Annotated in this window: 15 protein-coding genes, 2 pseudogenes and 2 other annotated features; of the genes and pseudogenes, 7 read left to right on the top strand and 10 right to left on the bottom strand. The window is 43.4% G+C overall.

Annotated features, from left to right (window positions below; genetic code table 11):
* Positions 1-153: 153 nt before the first annotated feature.
* The 5 genes from ymzA to ymaF all read right to left on the bottom strand — a co-directional run bounded on the left by ymzA (position 154) and on the right by ymaF (position 2,652).
* On the bottom strand, positions 154-384 hold the full coding sequence (gene ymzA / locus BSU_17360; RefSeq protein ID NP_389618.1) for a hypothetical protein: 231 nt from the start codon (positions 382-384) through the stop codon (positions 154-156).
* An 81-nt stretch (positions 385-465) separates the two neighbouring features.
* Positions 466-738 (bottom strand): hypothetical protein, encoded by a 273-nt coding sequence (ymzC, locus tag BSU_17350; protein ID NP_389617.1) that lies wholly within the window; start codon positions 736-738, stop codon positions 466-468.
* A gap of 195 nt (positions 739-933) precedes the next feature.
* Positions 934-1,155: an Hfq RNA chaperone gene (gene hfq / locus BSU_17340; RefSeq protein NP_389616.1), complete on the bottom strand. Its 222-nt coding sequence runs from the start codon at positions 1,153-1,155 to the stop codon at positions 934-936.
* Between the two features lie 39 nt (positions 1,156-1,194).
* Positions 1,195-2,139, bottom strand: coding sequence for a tRNA isopentenylpyrophosphate transferase (gene miaA, locus BSU_17330; protein NP_389615.2), 945 nt, complete (start codon positions 2,137-2,139; stop codon positions 1,195-1,197).
* Positions 2,140-2,238: 99 nt separating this feature from the next.
* Positions 2,239-2,652 carry a putative sporulation-related protein of unknown function gene (ymaF, locus tag BSU_17320; RefSeq protein ID NP_389614.2) on the bottom strand — a complete coding sequence of 138 codons (414 nt, stop codon included), beginning with the start codon at positions 2,650-2,652 and terminating at the stop codon, positions 2,239-2,241.
* Positions 2,653-2,740: 88 nt separating this feature from the next.
* On the opposite strand from ymaF, the gene ymaG reads away from it, so the two are divergent.
* From ymaG to ebrB, 3 genes are all read left to right on the top strand, one after another.
* A complete protein-coding gene (ymaG, locus tag BSU_17310) occupies positions 2,741-3,016 on the top strand; it encodes an inner spore coat protein; cell wall associated protein (RefSeq protein NP_389613.2) in 276 nt (91 codons plus the stop codon).
* Positions 3,017-3,152: 136 nt separating this feature from the next.
* Positions 3,153-3,470 (top strand): small toxic metabolite efflux transporter subunit, encoded by a 318-nt coding sequence (gene ebrA / locus BSU_17300; RefSeq protein NP_389612.1) that lies wholly within the window; start codon positions 3,153-3,155, stop codon positions 3,468-3,470.
* A gap of 13 nt (positions 3,471-3,483) precedes the next feature.
* Positions 3,484-3,837, top strand: coding sequence for a small toxic metabolite efflux transporter subunit (gene ebrB / locus BSU_17290; protein ID NP_389611.1), 354 nt, complete (start codon positions 3,484-3,486; stop codon positions 3,835-3,837).
* Between the two features lie 13 nt (positions 3,838-3,850).
* On the opposite strand, the gene ymaD is transcribed toward ebrB, so the two are convergent.
* From ymaD to ymzEn, 4 genes and pseudogenes are all read right to left on the bottom strand, one after another.
* A complete protein-coding gene (ymaD, locus tag BSU_17280; RefSeq protein ID NP_389610.1) occupies positions 3,851-4,303 on the bottom strand; it encodes a putative peroxiredoxin-related protein in 453 nt (150 codons plus the stop codon).
* Positions 4,304-4,372: 69 nt separating this feature from the next.
* On the bottom strand, positions 4,373-5,080 hold the full coding sequence (pghC, locus tag BSU_17270) for a gamma-polyglutamate hydrolase (phage origin) (protein ID NP_389609.1): 708 nt from the start codon (positions 5,078-5,080) through the stop codon (positions 4,373-4,375).
* A 279-nt stretch (positions 5,081-5,359) separates the two neighbouring features.
* Positions 5,360-5,536, bottom strand: a sequence feature (Evidence 5: Unknown function).
* A pseudogene (ymzEc, locus tag BSU_17267) lies at positions 5,360-5,536 on the bottom strand. (Overlaps the previous feature by 177 nt.)
* Positions 5,535-5,591 (bottom strand) — a sequence feature (Evidence 5: Unknown function). Its footprint overlaps the pseudogene before it by 2 nt.
* Positions 5,535-5,591: pseudogene (ymzEn, locus tag BSU_17266) on the bottom strand. (Overlaps the previous feature by 57 nt.) Before ymzEn ends, ymzEc begins: the two co-directional pseudogenes overlap by 2 nt.
* Before the next feature lie 224 nt (positions 5,592-5,815).
* On the opposite strand from ymzEn, the gene aprX reads away from it, so the two are divergent.
* The 4 genes from aprX to pksS all read left to right on the top strand — a co-directional run bounded on the left by aprX (position 5,816) and on the right by pksS (position 9,962).
* Positions 5,816-7,144, top strand: coding sequence for an alkaline serine protease (gene aprX, locus BSU_17260; protein NP_389608.1), 1,329 nt, complete (start codon positions 5,816-5,818; stop codon positions 7,142-7,144).
* Between the two features lie 110 nt (positions 7,145-7,254).
* The gene (gene ymaE / locus BSU_17250) at positions 7,255-8,079 is read left to right on the top strand and encodes a putative hydrolase (RefSeq protein NP_389607.2); all 825 of its coding nucleotides are present in this window, start codon (positions 7,255-7,257) and stop codon (positions 8,077-8,079) included.
* A 78-nt stretch (positions 8,080-8,157) separates the two neighbouring features.
* Positions 8,158-8,514, top strand: a complete 357-nt coding sequence (ymzB, locus tag BSU_17240) for a conserved protein of unknown function involved in ethanol resistance (RefSeq protein NP_389606.3) — start codon at positions 8,158-8,160, stop codon at positions 8,512-8,514.
* Between the two features lie 230 nt (positions 8,515-8,744).
* On the top strand, positions 8,745-9,962 hold the full coding sequence (gene pksS, locus BSU_17230) for a cytochrome P450 of bacillaene metabolism (protein NP_389605.2): 1,218 nt from the start codon (positions 8,745-8,747) through the stop codon (positions 9,960-9,962).
* 44 nt (positions 9,963-10,006) lie between these two features.
* On the opposite strand, the gene pksR is transcribed toward pksS, so the two are convergent.
* Positions 10,007-17,638, bottom strand: coding sequence for a trans AT polyketide synthase involved in nonribosomal synthesis of bacillaene (pksR, locus tag BSU_17220; RefSeq protein NP_389604.2), 7,632 nt, complete (start codon positions 17,636-17,638; stop codon positions 10,007-10,009).

The raw sequence follows: 17,638 nt of genomic DNA, 5'->3' as shown, positions 1-17,638 counted from the left end.
ATTCGTTTTTATGAAAAATTCATATTTTGATCAAATCAGGCAAACGGGCAGACTCATTAGGGCCCAAAAAAGAGAGCAGAACGAGAATCATCTCTCGTCCTACTCGGGGTGTCGTTTTTAGCCGATGTATATCATAACATGAAAAAAAACTGCTTAGTAGTCTAGATTTTTTTTTCTTAAGCTATCACAGCATTTTTCGCTCTCTACTGTTTCTTCTATTTCAACATCCGCGCCGATCTCTTCTAAAACCGCCTTCAAAGCAGTGATAATTGACGCTTCTCTGATTAATTCTTTTCCGTTCACAATGATACTTGTTCCGTATTCATAGCAAGAATCATCTTCGCAAATTTCTTCCCAATGATTCACGATCACTTTATGCTTCATGTTTTCACCCTCTGTTTGATCTGTGTCTGTATTTAGTTTAGCGGCTGGCATCCGCTTTGTAAATTCGAATGCTTGTGAATTTTATTCAAGCTCATCATCCGCGTATTCTTTCTTCAGCTTTACCTCATTGCGGGACTCATTATACTCATAAATTTTGATATAGCCGTCCTCCATAACGCCAAAATGGTTATGTTCAAGTGGAAACGAGGTGGGCTGAGGCGTTTCATAGTCTGAATTGCCGTTGTCTGTTTCAATAATGGTATCTTGATTCCCGCACGCCCCGAACAGTAAAAAGACAGCTATCCATACAAGTGCAATCCTGATTCGTCTCAGTTCTGCTTCACTTTCAAACAAGATCGATCACTCCCAAATTCATTTTATACATAATATACCATTTTTACTTCCGTATGTTGTTCTCATAAAAAAAGACCGTGCCTTGGCATGGTCAGCTTACACAAAAAGCTTGGAGCAAAAGTGGATTCATGTTAAAAATGGCCGCCGGGAACCCCCGACAGCCTTTCCTCATGTCTTGACATGGCATTTTTTGATCTATTCGAGTTCAAGCTGGACGTTTTTTTGCGGCGCAAACGTTGAGATCGCATGTTTATATATAAGCTGCTGCTTACCTTCCGATTCCAACAATACGGTAAAGTTATCAAAGCCTTTCACCTGGCCCCGCAACTGAAAGCCGTTCAGCAAAAAAACAGTGACATACGTATTTTCTTTCCGGATTTGATTCAAAAACTGATCCTGAATATTAATCGGTTTCATGTTTCGTCCTCCTTGATTCTCTATATCATACAGTTTCGATTAAAGTTCGAGTTTTCCTGCTATATGTGTGAAAATTTCCTTTTTTTTCAGCTCCATATCAACAGGCGGTGTCATATCGAACCATGTGACCTGCATTTTGTTGCGAAACCACGTCAGCTGGCGTTTCGCATACCGCCTCGAGTTCTGCTTTAGCTGTTCGACAGCATCGGAAAGTGTCACAAAACCGTCAAAATATGCATACAGCTCTTTATAGCCTATCGCCTGTATTGATTGACAGTCTCTCACGTTCTTGTCGTATAAGCGTTTCACTTCCGGAAGAAGGCCTGACTGCATCATCAAATCGACCCGCTGATTAATTCTTTCGTAAAGCGTGTCTCTATCCATTGTCAGGCCAATTAACACTGCATTGTACAGAAGTTCTCGTTTTTGTTCCTTCAAATGCTGGGACATCGTTTTTCCGGACGTATGTAAAATTTCCAGTGCGCGAATGACTCTTCTTGTATTATTCGGATGAATCGCAGCTGCTGCCTCGGGATCTGCTGCAGCAAGTTTGGCATGAAGAAAGTCAGCGCCTTCCCGCTCAGCAGCCATTTGCATGCTCTCTCGAAACACGGGATCATTTGCCTCTTCCGTAAATGTATAATCGTAAAGCACAGATTGTATATAAAGCCCTGTACCGCCGACAATCATCGGAAGCTTTCCTCTATTTGCAATCTCGCTGATTTTATTTCTTACTAAGCTTTGATAATCGGCAGTAGAGAAAGAGTCTTGGGGATCTAAAATGTCAATCAGATGATGGGGCACTCCCTCCATCTCCTGTTCGGTAATTTTAGCTGTTCCAATATCCATCCCTTTATAAATCTGCATCGAATCTCCGCTGATAATTTCCGCGTTTAAGGATTTGGCTAGCTGAATACTTAAATTGGTTTTCCCCACTGCCGTCGGTCCGACTAAAATGACAACGGGCTGCTTCGTATTATTCAATATGTATCACTCTCTTTTATAAATCTCCCCCCATTATAGCATTCAACATGGACAACCACCTATCCATTTTGCCCTTTTTTTGCATCGGTAAACATCCTTCTACCAGCCGAGCGGCTCATTGCCGACAATTTCCCTTGTCTTTCCTTTCAGGGTATGACGATGCGTTTTTCTTCTGTCATCTCCGGGATCGTACACAACCCCTCCGTACTGGATCTCAATCGGCTCGTTATAGGCCAGATACGTCGTTTCTTCGATTTCATGATAATGTGTGCCATCTGCTAAGGGAATCGCCGGTCCTGAGATTCCGTAATACCGATGAAAATGGCCGTTTTCAAATGAAGTGATCCCTGTATAGTAATGTGTATGCTGATCGGTATTTGATCCGTTTGCCGGCTGAGTAAACCCTTCGATGAGATGATAATGGCCCTGTTCTCTCGTTGTTTTGACATGATAAGCATGTGCGTGGGGCGGTGCTTTTGACCAGTCAGACTGATACAGGCCCAATGTGTTCACATCCTCCTTTTCCTCGATTCGCCCAATCAAATCCGGGCAGGGTGAATACACTGCATCATCTACACTTTATTACAGGAGGAAAGAAAACATGAACGAGTTAGAGCATTTCAGCCCTGAAGATACAAGAATATTTGGAAGGCCGTTCGGATTCGGGAGACCATTTGGGTTTGGAAGACCGTTCGGGTTCGGTTACGGGTTTGGAAGACCCGGATTTGGTTATGGGTTTGGCCGGCCATTCGGATTTTTTGGAGGACCGTTTATCGGCGGCCTTGCAGGCGGGCTTATAGGAAGCGCTTTATTTAATCCTTATTTGTATGGCGGATACCCCTATTATCCGTATGCCCCGTTCCCTTTTTATTATTAAACGCAAAAGACCCCTTAAAAAGGGGTCTTTTTAAGTGTGTGAAAATGAATCTCTTGACTCATACATAGGCATACACTAATATTTTTCTAGCTGAAGTTTTTTTTCTAATCTAAAAATATAGTGAGGAGAATTCATGATGTTGATAGGATATATATTCCTCACGATTGCCATATGTTCGGAATCGATAGGAGCAGCCATGCTGAAAGTATCTGATGGCTTCAAAAAGTGGAAGCCAAGTGCTTTGGTCGTTATTGGCTATTCCCTCGCCTTTTATATGCTGTCCCTGACTTTAAACCATATTCCCCTGAGCCTCTCCTATGCGACTTGGAGCGGGGCAGGCACGGTGCTGACGACAGTGATCGGAGTAAAATGGTTCAAGGAAGATCTGAATGCCAAAGGGCTTATCGGGATTCTTTTATTACTATCAGGGGTCGTGTTACTTAATTGGCCGTAAAGGAGTGATGAAGATGAGAGGATTGCTTTATTTGGCTCTCGCCATTGTATCTGAAGTGTTTGGGAGCACGATGTTGAAGCTTTCAGAAGGATTTACACAAGCCTGGCCCATTGCCGGAGTCATAGTCGGATTTCTTTCTGCTTTTACGTTTCTAAGCTTTTCTTTAAAAACAATTGACTTATCAAGCGCGTATGCAACATGGTCGGGCGTTGGTACCGCGCTTACAGCAATTGTCGGGTTTTTGCTTTTTGGCGAAACCATCAGTTTAAAAGGTGTATTCGGTCTCACGCTTGTCATTGCAGGCGTGGTCGTGCTAAATCAATCGAAAGCCCACGCTGAAGATAAAAAACAGACGGCCTGTGAGTGACCGTCTGTTTTCTTTATTCTCCACCCAGTTTCACAGAGGCTTCAAGCTGCAGCTCGACATTTCCTTGAATTGCACGCGAAATCATGCATGACGACTCCGCTTTTTTACAAAGTTTGTGCGCCAATGCGACGTCGTCTTGTGAAGCATCATGTTTAAGCACGACAGAGGGACGGTGAATGATCTTTTTGTATGTAAAGACTCCTTTTGTAACGTTGACAATGCCTTCTGACTCCATCTGTAAGTCTTCTTTTTCCAGCCCGCTTCTCTCCATCATCGCTGCAAGTGTAATAATGTAACAGGTCGCTGCCGCCCCGAGAAGCATTTCATCTGGGTTGGTCCCTTCTCCCGGGCCATCCATTTCTTTAGGAATGGAAATCGATGTGATCAGGTTTCCGCTTTCGATCGTACCGACATCATTACGGTTACCCGGCCAGTTCGCTTTTAAATAAAAATGATGATCTGCCATTGTTTTGCCTCCTTTTTTATCCTATTTCAGTCTACTGATCTTCTCTTATTTTGTCTTCTGATCTGCTTGTTACGAATACTCTTTTTCCAGGACACCTTTGATCGCACTGACATAAGCATAAAATTCACTGTTCTTTGTGTATTTTCTATTTTTATAATAAAAATCATCAAAAAATGCTTCTCTCTGCTCACGGCTGATTTCCAGCTGGATACTTAGCCCCGTTTCCCCTTGGTTATTAATGTTTTCGGCATTCAATCCAGCAAGACCGCTTTTAGACGACGCTAACTCAGCGGAAAACCCTCTCCGCTCAAGGGCTCTCACAATCATTTTCGCCCGCTTTCGGTCTGTTCCCCCTACAAGGGTATTCTTGTTCTCTCCTTTATATCCGTGAAAAGCCACCACATATTGATGCTCCTTGATTTTCTTTTTTGCCAATGGCTCATCAAAGTTGGTGCTTGTAATGTGCAGTGTTTGGTTATCATGGGACTTCAACCCTTCAAATAGGTATGTAGAGTATTCATTATTGAAATAACGCACAAGCTCACTTACTCCGCCTTCAATTCTTCCGCCATGCGGAGACATAATTAAGACTTTGCTTCCTTTTTTCTCATTATATGAAATATCGTAATCGGCTGGGCTCTCATTCTCTGCCAAGCTGCTGAAATTTGAATATGTATCTGGCTGATTTGATGGTTCTGGTTCCAATGAGTAATGAACATATCTCAAGAACAAGACAATGGCTAAGACTAATATGACATTTAGTAAAAATCTTCTCATGTTTAACTCCTTTCATAAGAATGGCGCGGTTCATTATATGAGGTTTAGCCAATAGGTTTTATCTTACCATTGTATACACAATATCATCAGTGAAAAAGTTCCCGGTTTCAAAAAATCAATTGATTGTCACGGTTATTAGCGGTTCATTTCAAATAAGAGTGAAAAAAGGTTGAGAGGAAAGACAAAAAAGGTAGGAACAACCTCACTTGGCAAATAAATGTATATAGGTTTAAGGAGGGTTTTAGTAACAGGCTGCCCGGTTGCTGAGACGGACAGCTGTTACCGGCCTGCAGAATAGAGATTTTGCTTATTTGTTCTCACAAAATCACAGGAGAGGATAGAGTCCAATAAAAATGTTCTGATCTGTTGTTTCGAAAAACAAAATGCTTTGATTTTCGTTTTGCTTTTCTGTCTCACAATAATCGTTCTTTTACTAATCGTTCCGTCTTTCTTCATATATAATGCTGATTGGCATTTGGCTTTCCAAAGATCGGTGCAAGTAGAAATTCATACGGTTGCTCTCCCCTTCCCAGTTTGATATGATCACATTATAATACGAACAAACGTTCTTTTTCAATCCCCAATGATTTCCTCAGCTTCTGAATCTATCGTATCTAATGCGAAAGATTCAGAAAAACAAACTCTTGTCTGTCTCTTACAGAGGACAAACAAACTTACCAAACCTATCATCTGTTCATAGAGTATACAGAGAACCTTATAATAGGAGGAAAATACATGTTTGGGTACTCTATGGTACAAATGGTGAGAGCAAATGCTCACAAGCTAGATTGGCCGTTACGGGAAACCGTATTGCAACTTTACAAGCCCTTCAAATGGACTCCTTGCTTCTTGCATAAATTTTTCGAAACCAAATTGCAAAACAGAAAAAAAATGTCAGTCATTATCGAATTTGAGGAAGGCTGTCACGAGACCGGCTTTCAAATGGCTGGAGAGGTGCTGCAAAAAGAAAAACGCAGCAAGCTAAAAAGCCGCTTCAACAAAATCAACTGCTGCAGCGCCGAGGTTACTCCTTCAGCATTACATTCCCTTCTCTCTGAATGCAGCAATATCCGTAAAGTGTATTTAAACCGCGAAGTCAAAGCGCTTTTAGACACGGCAACCGAAGCAAGCCATGCGAAGGAAGTCGTCAGAAACGGGCAAACCCTGACAGGAAAAGGTGTTACTGTCGCTGTTGTCGATACAGGAATCTACCCGCATCCTGATCTAGAAGGAAGAATTATCGGATTCGCGGACATGGTCAATCAAAAAACAGAGCCGTACGATGATAATGGTCATGGCACACACTGTGCAGGTGATGTCGCAAGCAGCGGTGCATCCTCTTCCGGTCAATACCGCGGACCTGCACCGGAAGCCAATCTCATCGGCGTAAAGGTATTAAACAAGCAGGGTTCAGGAACGTTAGCAGATATTATAGAGGGTGTTGAGTGGTGTATTCAATACAATGAGGACAACCCCGATGAACCGATTGATATTATGAGCATGTCGCTCGGGGGCGATGCCCTTAGATATGATCATGAACAGGAAGATCCGTTAGTCAGAGCGGTTGAGGAAGCGTGGAGCGCAGGGATTGTCGTCTGTGTCGCTGCCGGAAACTCAGGCCCTGATTCGCAGACCATTGCAAGCCCGGGCGTGAGCGAAAAGGTGATTACAGTAGGTGCGCTTGACGATAACAATACTGCAAGCAGCGATGATGATACTGTCGCTTCCTTCTCAAGCCGCGGCCCGACAGTATACGGGAAAGAAAAGCCCGATATTTTAGCGCCGGGTGTTAATATTATTTCCCTTCGCTCTCCGAATTCTTATATTGATAAGCTCCAAAAGTCAAGCCGTGTAGGGTCTCAGTACTTTACAATGTCAGGAACCTCGATGGCAACACCGATTTGCGCAGGAATCGCAGCTTTAATTCTTCAGCAAAACCCGGATCTTACCCCTGATGAAGTAAAAGAGCTTTTGAAAAACGGCACGGACAAATGGAAAGATGAAGATCCGAATATCTACGGAGCGGGCGCTGTCAACGCAGAAAATTCCGTTCCCGGCCAATAAACATCATCAAAAGCCGGCAATTCTCTCTCAGCAGAACTGCCGGTTTTTTCGTTTGAATATTCATAATCATAAGGTAAAATAATGGAAAATAGATGAAGGAAGTGAAGAAAGTGCCATATTATATCTGCAATACATGCGGTGTGCAACATGCACAGACTGTAGATCCGCCCAACTCGTGTCTGATTTGCGAGGATGAAAGACAGTATATTCATCCCGATGGACAAACTTGGACAACCCTTGAAGACATGCGTGAGAAAGGAAACCTTCAAAACATCCTTAAAAAGGAAGAAGAGCATCTTTACAGCATCAAAACTGAACCAGAGTTTGCGATTGGACAAACAGCCCATCTTATTCAGCATAAGGGCTTCAATGTGCTGTGGGATTGCATGACATATCTTGACCAAAAGACAATTGACCAAATCAACGAATTAGGCGGTATTCAAGCCATCGCCTTGTCTCATCCACATTATTACTCTACTCAGGTTGAGTGGGCTGAAGCGTTTCAGGCGCCGATCTATATCCATGAGGATGATAAAGAATGGGTGACAAGGCCAAGCAATCACATTCACTTCTGGTCAGGGGAAACGCTCAATATGAAGCCGGGACTGGACCTTTACCGACTGGGCGGACATTTTAAAGGCGGTGCTGTTTTGCATTGGAGCAAGGGCAATGAAGGGAAAGGCTGTCTATTGACCGGAGATATCATTACGGTTGCGGCGGATCGAAACTGGGTCAGCTTTATGTACAGCTACCCAAATCTCATTCCCCTTCCCGCCTCCAAAGTTGAAGAAATAGCAGCCAAAGTAAAACCGCTTCAATTCAACCGGCTTTACAATGCTTTCTCTAAAGTTGTCAAAGAAAATGCCGACGAATCGGTCCAGCGTTCTGCCGTACGCTATATCAAGGCACTCAACAGCGAACTGTTTCATACATAAAGAGTGGGGCGGCTCTTTCCCGTGTAAAAGATGCAGCAATTGGGAATAGTATCGTGTAGATCAAAAGGAGGAATATTGATGGCACACACGAATACACAGCTTTCTCAATGGCTGGAATCAAAAGTCGGCCAGACGCTTGATATTAGAAAAGGTGAATTGACCCATGATGAAGAGATATCAGACTTGGATCAGATTGTTCTCCACCTTCAAAAAGTGGCTATACGCAGTACGAATCATCCTGATGATTATGTTGCGAAAGAAGAGCTTGTTTTAGAAGGCGAAGGAACAACATTCACTGAGGACGGAAACGTACCGCTTCCGCAAAATGCCTATGAGATTCCTTTATTAGGTGAGCTTCATATTCACCAAGAAAACGAAGGATTGAAGGTCGTAACAGATCGTGCAGTATATACAATTGATATCCAGCACAGCTGACAGCCACTTTCATCAAAATAATACAGCGTAGCGCCTTTGAGCTTTCGTTCAAAGGCGCTGCTTTATATCGAGCCGTTTTTTCACTTTTTTCGTTCTTCTCCCTATTGAATGACGCCTAAGATAGATATATAGTTTTAGAGACAGGATTACATTTCAAATCATTCTGTTTTTTGTAAACTAATTCAGCAATTTGATTCATCTATTTACCCTATTAGGCGAGGAGAATGCAAATGGAAAAATTGATGTTTCATCCGCATGGTAAAGAGTTTCATCACAATCCTTTTTCAGTTTTAGGACGATTTAGAGAGGAAGAGCCCATTCACCGATTTGAATTAAAACGGTTCGGAGCCACATATCCGGCCTGGTTAATTACCCGATACGATGATTGTATGGCCTTTTTAAAAGACAATCGAATTACAAGAGACGTAAAAAATGTGATGAACCAAGAACAAATCAAAATGCTCAACGTTAGTGAAGATATCGATTTTGTATCCGATCATATGCTGGCAAAAGACACACCTGACCATACCCGCCTGAGATCACTTGTTCATCAAGCATTTACTCCCCGAACCATTGAAAATCTGCGCGGCAGCATTGAACAAATTGCTGAACAGCTTTTAGATGAAATGGAAAAAGAAAATAAAGCGGATATCATGAAATCCTTCGCTTCCCCTTTGCCTTTTATTGTTATATCTGAATTGATGGGAATCCCAAAAGAAGATCGGTCACAGTTTCAAATCTGGACCAATGCGATGGTTGATACCTCTGAAGGTAATAGAGAGCTGACAAATCAGGCCCTTCGTGAATTTAAAGATTATATCGCTAAGCTGATCCATGACAGAAGAATAAAGCCAAAAGACGATTTAATCAGCAAACTTGTGCATGCTGAGGAAAACGGCAGCAAGTTAAGCGAAAAAGAGCTCTATTCGATGCTGTTCTTGCTCGTTGTAGCCGGCCTTGAAACAACTGTTAACTTACTCGGCTCAGGCACCCTCGCATTGCTGCAGCACAAGAAGGAATGTGAGAAGCTCAAGCAGCAGCCTGAAATGATCGCTACAGCGGTTGAAGAATTGCTGCGATACACCTCACCTGTCGTTATGATGGCAAATCGGTGGGCCATCGAAGACTTTACATATAAGGGGCATTCGATCAAAAGAGGAGACATGATTTTTATAGGCATCGGATCTGCCAATCGCGACCCGAATTTTTTTGAGAACCCCGAAATATTAAATATAAATCGGTCGCCTAATAGACATATTTCTTTTGGTTTTGGCATTCATTTCTGCTTAGGAGCGCCTCTTGCCAGGCTGGAAGGCCACATTGCATTTAAAGCACTTTTGAAGAGATTTCCTGATATTGAACTTGCGGTTGCACCTGATGACATTCAATGGAGAAAAAATGTCTTTTTAAGAGGATTAGAAAGTCTCCCTGTTTCACTTTCAAAATAACATTCAAAACGCCCCCTTTTAAAAGAGGGGGCGTTTGTGTTTTCTCAGCGCTTCACCAATTCATCTGTTTCTTTTTCTTCCCTCGCTTCATGTTTCTTCCGGAAAGCCTTAAGGAAATTCGCATTCACTACTCCCCTGTTTGAATAGAGCTTTTCGCAAAATTCTAACAGGGCTGTTGACGCTTTCGGTTCGGTTAATATCATGAAGTGGTTGCTTGAATCGACATCCACCAGGTGGAAATGAGGAATTTGCCGCTCCCATTCCTCCCAATAGGCAGCTTGATCAAACGGTTCTTTTTCATTTGATAAAGTGAAATAAGTGTCTAAATCACCAAAGAAAGACCTGCTTTTGTTGCGGAAATAATAACATTTTACCGTCTCAGGATCAGGGAGAGGCTTAACAGTGTACGACTCCAAATCATAGGCGCGCTGTGTTTTCATCATTTGCTGAGCCTGCGCACGTATTTGTTTATCTGGTTTGTTTAGCCCTCGTTCTTTTGCCAAGTCAATCAACTCAGACAGGAATTCTTCATCCTCTAAGCTTATGTCCACCTCTTCACGGCTGATGAGAACATCCGTAAACTTTTCCCGTTTCGCAATCGATGCCAGCATCGTATTAATTGTTTGCAGCATTGACGTTTTCATAGATGCCTCATTCTCTTTTGTCTCAGAACGATATGGGGAGTCAATCATCACCATGCTTTTGACAGCAAGGCCTTGGCTTTGCAGCTGGCGAGTGACTTCATATGCAATCATCCCGCCTAAGGAATATCCGCCTACATCATAAGGACCTTCAGGCTGTATGGATCGAATGATCTCTATATAATAGGAAGCCATTTGTTCAATTCCGTGCAAAGGAGCAGAATCAGTCATGAATCCTCTGGCTTGAATGCCGTAAAAAGGGCGCTGGCTCTTTTGTGCAAATTGCTGATAGATTTCAACTCCTCCTACTCCGCCATGGAACCAAAAGACAGGGCGCCCCCGCTTGCCGTCATTTAACGGTATTAATTCCGGAAACGTGCGAGCTTGATCATTTTGTAAGGATGTATCCTCCTGTTTCTTTGCGATCAAGTCCATCATGTCCTGAACAGTATGGCATGCTTGAAGCTCCGTCAAGACAATGAGAGGGTCCACCTTTGATTGCAATTGCTGTAATAACTGTATGCAAGAAATTGAATCAAATCCATACTGCTGCAATGGCTTATGAAACTGCAGTTCATCCGGAGCCATCCCTAGTACATTTGCTAATATGTGATGATCGCTGCTGTTGTTGATACGCTCATCCTGTGAAACAGAAGGCGTATTCTCTACTGCTTGAAAGCCGTTCCAGCAGCTTCTCTTTTCAAATGGATAGGTTGGCAACGGTATTCTGCGGGCACCTTTTCCTTGATAAAGCTTTTCCCATGGGATTTGCACCCCTTTTGTCCAGCAAAACGCGATCTTTTCAAGGTTGTTTTCAGACAACAAAGTCTCGATCACCATTTCTCTTAATGGACCATCCAGCAAGGCTTCGAGATCTGACGAGCCATTTTCTGCATTTCCGCTAAAGACAGGTACAGAACTCTTCAGCTTATCGCCTTTTTCTGCTAAGCAGGCTTGCAAGCCGATTACCAGTTCTTCTTTACTGCGGACGACGAGCGCCAGGCGGTCTTCCATTTCCTCTCGGCCGGTTTGAAGTGTATAAGCATAATCTTGTAATGACAGTTCTTGTTGTTTATTCACATAGTCAAGCTGCTGTTGAGCAATTGCTTTTAGCCTGTCTTGATTCTTTGCAGAAAGAACTACAATGTGGGCACCATTCTCACTCATACTAACCGGTGGTTTTGGTAAAGGAATATATTCTTCTAAAATGACGTGCGCATTTACGCCTCCAAAGCTATAGCTGTTGATACTCGCTCTGCGCGGAATTTTTTTGCCTGCATCGTCACTTAAATCCCTCCATTGCTGATTCTCGGCAGTCACTCGGAAACGGGTGCCCTTTAATGACACCTGGTCATTCAAAGACGAAAATCCGGATATGCCTGGTATTGTTTGATGCTTCATCGCCATGCTGACCTTCATAAGAGCAGCCATGCCTGAGACGAGTTCACCGTGTCCGATGCTCGGCTTTAAGCTGCTGATATAACATGGCGCTTCCTCCCGTACTTCCTGTGGAAGTTCCAATTCGAGCTGACTGCAGCCTGACTTTAACGCCTCTATTTCTATCGCGTCTGCCAATGGAGAGGCGATCCCATGCGCTTCTATATAGGTCACCGTTTTGGGATCAATTTGCGCTCCTTGATAAGCCTTCAGCATTGCATCCTTCATGCCGGCCGGATTTGGCGCGTGAAGTGACATTCCCCTGCCGCCATGCGATACACCTGAACCTTTAATAACCGAATAAATATGATCAGAATCTTCAATGGCTTTTTGCAATGGTTTAATGATGAGAACTCCTGCTCCTTCACTTCTGACAAAGCCATTTGCATCTGCTTGAAAGGATTTGGCCTGCCCTTTCTCACTCAAATAGCCCATTGAGTCGAAGCCAATAAAGCCTTTTGGTGAAAGCAGCAAATTCACAGCCCCGACAATGGCTTGCTCACATTCGCCGTTTCGAATGGATTGTATAGCTCTGTGCAAAGCCACTAGAGCTGAGGAACAGGCAGCTTCATAATATTCACTTGGCCCTTTTACATCAAGTGCATAGGATATACGGTTTGGAATTAGGGAAGGAACCACAGCTGTATCCGTATTGCCGGCTGCGACAAATACTCCTGTCGGGCGGCTGGATAAAACCTGCCCTGTTAAGCCTGCATCTTCCATCGCCTTCCATGCATGTATCAAGAGCAGAAACTCCTGTGGGTCCATATTCGCCGCTTCTTTAGGCGATATGCCAAAAAACAGGGGATCAAACTCACCTATTCCTTCTATAAAACCGCCCCATTGAAGGCTTGATTGCCCTTCCTTATCGGCTGCGGCATATTTGCGCCAGTCCCAGCGTTCTTTCGGCACTTCAGAGACACAGTTCTTTCCTTGGACAAGGTTATCCCAAAATTCCGTTACGCTGTTTGCTTTCGGAAACTGTCCCGACATGCCGATAATGGCTATGCCGTCTGCCGCGTGTTCGATTGTTTTATCCGTGTTCGTCTCGTATGCCGGAATCTGTTTCATTTGGTTTTCGATTTGAGCTGGGCGTTCTTCCTGCTGATGAGCTTCACCAAACAGCTGAGCAAAAGATGCTTCATGTTTGTCCGCAAAAAAGTCGATTAACTCTTGAATAGTCGGATATTCAAAAAACAGAGTCGGATTTAATTCGATCTTTGTCTCTGCTTCCATCTCCCTTGTCAGTGCAACCAATTGAGAAGAATCAATTCCAAAATCCATGATATGCGCTTTTGCAATTGACAATTTTGACGGATCGGCCATGTTTACTGCCAGTTTATCTGTTACATAGCTTCTGATACGAGCTTTCAGATTGCTGGCTTTGATGGCCTTATTTTGATTTCCTCTTTGATTCGAAATACGAAGCTGTTTAAGCGAGTAGCCCGAGTAGTGCAGCACTGTTTCTGACGACTCATTGATCACATCTACATCAAACAGCAACATGTCACCTGTATTCTTAACCAATGTAATCAAAAGCCAGCAATCCCCTTTTATCGTTTGCTTTGTAAACTGGATATCATTGATTCCAAACGGCAGGAAGCCGCCTGTCATGTCAAACTGCTCTAAGAAACTGAGGATAGCCAAGTACGCGCTGTTTGTCATCAATGGGCTTACAGTGTAATGGTGCCCGTTTGCCAGCCCGCTTTGGGGCAGGCGAATTTTTGCCAGTATAGACTTGTGATCTCTGTAGAGATGAGTAATTGTCTTAAATAACTCTCCCCATTCAGGACCGTTTCCGGTTTTATACATCTGATCGATGTGATGAAGCTTAGTTAATGAATGCTTAACGTTCTCGATATTGACTTTTTTGGGCTCAAAAGAACCGATTCCGCATTGTCCGATTGCGGCAGGCTTCCACAAACCAGAGGACGGCTCGCGATACATGATTTGCAGTTCTATGACTTGATCTTTTTGCAGCGGCTTTGCCTGAAGTTCAATGGTCTCGCCTTGTTTGATGACAATTGGACTGATATAACTTAATTTGCTGATACGGCCGCTGTTTTCCTCAGGGAACAGGTTAAAAAATGCTTCAATGGCCAGACTGCCATATGTGGCACCGACAAGCACCCGTTCATTGTTGAAGACGTGTCCTTGAACGTAAGGCTCATCATAAGTGAATTGATCTTGAATGACCGGCTGATTGATATTGTCTTCAACATCTGACGATTTCTCATTGATAGACGATACATCGAAATGAAATGATGTATTATGGTCAAATGCATAGTGAGGCAGATGAACCCAGCCTGTTCGGTTCCCTATATCAGCTTCTTTAAAAGCAATCAATGCCCCTTGTGCCCATTGCTCTGCTGCGTTTATTTCTCTATCCCTAGATGCTGATTCCGCACATGGCTGTAAATCGAATGATGTATAGATGCCTTGCTGGAGTGAGCTTTCTCTTGATGTTCGGAACACCTTTAGTTTTTCGATCAGCTCTTGAGTCGATGCCACTGTAAATGCAGTCCTATGCTCTAAATTATGGTTTCTCCTGTGTAAAGCCTGTACAACGGGTTCAATATCCAGAGAAGCTTCCTTCTCTAAAAACAATTGCATATTTTCTAGATAGCTAAGCAGGCTCCATTTTGTTTTGGCTGAAAAAACGGCAGTGAATTCCTGCTGGCGGGGAGCGATATGTTCTTTCTCAGGGGCCGTCTCCATATATTCTTCTATAATAAGATTGGCATAGGCTCCCCCCGCTCCGAAGGAATTGATCATGCTTCTGCGCGGCAATTGTTTTCCAGTTTCAGGATCATTCAAGCGATGCCATGGCTCTGTTTGTTCCTGAAGATAGAAAGCCGTGTGTTCCAGCTTAATATTTGGATTGACAGGCATCGCGTTAATTGTCGGCACCAGCGTCCCTTTCTTCATCTGCAGCAGCACTTTTGTCAGCTGAGAAATACCGGAAGCCGCCTCTAAATGCCCCAGATTGGATTTGACAGAGCCTATCGCACAAAACTGTTTCTTGTTTGTATATTGTTGAAACGCGTTTGTTAAGGCAATTACTTCAATAGGATCGCCCAGCGCCGAACCATTTGCCGCCGATTCAATATAGCCGATAGTCTCTGGATCAATGCCCGACTGCTGAATCGACTTGACAATTAACTTTGCTTGCTGCTTCGGGTCCGGAGCTGTATACATCTGTCTTCCGCCGCTATGGTTAGCAAAACTGCTTTTGATCACAGCGTAAATATGATCCTGATCTTCCATCGCCTTCGAAAGTGGTTTTAACAGGACAGCTCCGACGCCTTCCCCGGGAATAAGCCCGTTTCCGGTGCCAAAACTTTTGCTTTGATTGCCGCTTCCCAGCAGATTGGCACGCTCCAAAGAATCATATTTAGAGAGATCGAGTGTTAAATTGACACCTCCAGCAATCGCCATTGAGCAGTTTTTCAATTTCAGGCTTTCACACGCAAGATGTATGGCGTTTAATGAACTAGAGCATGCTGAGCTGACAGCGATACTCGGTCCGGTCAGGTTAAAAAAGTGGGAAACGCGATTTGCAATGTGCCAGTCTCCCCCATTTGAGCTGAGGACTGCCTGCTCTAAAGATGGGATATTCCAAAAATACTGGTTATACATATTCCCTATAAAAACACCTACTCCGTCATCATCCCGCAATTTATCCAGCCGGGTTCGCGTATAGCCGCCGTCCTCAAACGTTTCCCAGACGGTTTCTAAACATAAACGGAGTTCCGGTGTCATTTCCATCACCCGGTTTTGCTCCACCTCAAAAAGCTGATGGTCAAATGCCTCTATATCTTGTAAAAATCCGCCATAGCGTTTCTTATTTGCCGGCTTTTTTGGATCTTTTGATAATGTTTTCAATAAAGATGTGCGCCATCTGGATTCCGGTGCCTCTGTAATACAATTGTCTCCGGCGATTAAATGCCCCCAAAGCTCTTCTAAACTGTTAGACATCGGATAGCGCCCGCTTACCCCGATTATTGCGATATCTTCTGTACTAGAATCATTAAAATGTGTTCCTTGCAAATTACTTGTCTTTTCTATTTTTAGTGGTTCGGTATTTGCTAGCTGAGTTTCCGTGACTTCCTGCTCTGTAACAAAGCGGCGTGTATGAAAAGTAAATGGCTTATTAGGATCTGTACGCTCTGTTTGAAGTGGAGCTTCATTTTTTGCAGGCTTCGTTTTTTCCTTTAACAATGCTGTCCGAAGCTTATTTTCATGCCCCTTTACTAAATATTCGACGAGTTCTTTTGTGTTGTTATGTTCAAATAAAATGGTTTTTGGAAGCTCTCCCGTCACTTTTTCTAATTCACGAATGAAATTCACCTGCAAAATCGAATCAATTCCATACTTCTCAAATGTCGTATCTTCGTGAATACGTTCTGGTGATAGTTTGATTGATTTTGCCAGCGTATGCTTCACAAATTGTGCCGTTTGTTCGATGAGAGAATCGCTTTCCTGTGAATGATCGATTTCAGCATTCATTTGTATATGGCTTGGATCTTCTTCTGCCTCCGTTCTCTTCTTTTGACGGACGACTCCGTTACTTTCAGCGGCAATGATCTGCTGGCCGAGTTGATGCGATTGTTCAGCCATAAAGGAAACATAGCGAAATCCTTCACTCTCAAGCACCATTTTCCAAGTGTCTGGATACAGGCCCGGGCAGCCCGGTATGCGGAGATCAGGATCCTCATACAGCCACCAGCCCTCTAAAAGGCCGAACGTCAAATGCGAATATATATTATGATTACTTATTTCATTTAAAAGGAGCAGCCCGTTTTTTTTCAAAACTGCTTTTGCATTTCGCAATGTCTGCCGGATATTTTTTGTGGCATGAAGCACATTTGCCGCGATGACCGCGTCGTAGCCTCCCGCATCAATATGCTGTTCAGACGCCGGCTCCTCGACATTAAATCGTTTATATGTCAAATATGGATTGTCAGGACCATACTTATTTTCTGCATGCATTAAAAAAGCTTTAGACAGATCTGTATAACAATATTCTTTTATATGTGTCTGCCATGCTTTCAATTTTTGAAAAACAGCCGCGCTTGTCCCGCCGGTCCCGGCTCCGATTTCTAATATTCGAATCTTCGCCTCAGGCTCTTGCTTCAGACGTTCTTGCAGATAGGCTGTTAACGTATCTGCAAGAACATCATTAAAATAGTCTGCGACTTGATTGTTTTTATAGACCCCTTCTACTAAATCCATAGATGAATTCGGAAACAGGATATCGGTGGCTGACGCCTTGCCGGTCAGAATCTCCGGCAAGGCTTTAAGTGCTGTCTCCACCAATGTCACCATGGCTTTCATATTATTGTCTTGAAGCAGGTCAAATTTTTGTTCATTCCATTCTTTCCACAGCTCGCTCATGGTGCCTATTGAGCGTGTTGGAACATGTCCGTTCTCCGTTCGCTTGAGAAATTGATGCCGTTCTAAAATCGATTGGCTTTCTTCAAACCATCTGCCATAGAAATTCTCCAATACCGGCTGGGATTTACTTTCTGTGAAAAACCCTATGGACTGTAATTGTGCGAAAAGCATTTTACAGAGAATGTCTTCTGTGTTCAGCAT

This window comes from Bacillus subtilis subsp. subtilis str. 168 (assembly GCF_000009045.1).
Classification (GTDB): Bacteria; Bacillota; Bacilli; order Bacillales; family Bacillaceae; genus Bacillus; species Bacillus subtilis.
Note: the sequence above shows the minus strand (reverse complement) of the source record. Positions and strands in the feature narration are given on the sequence as shown.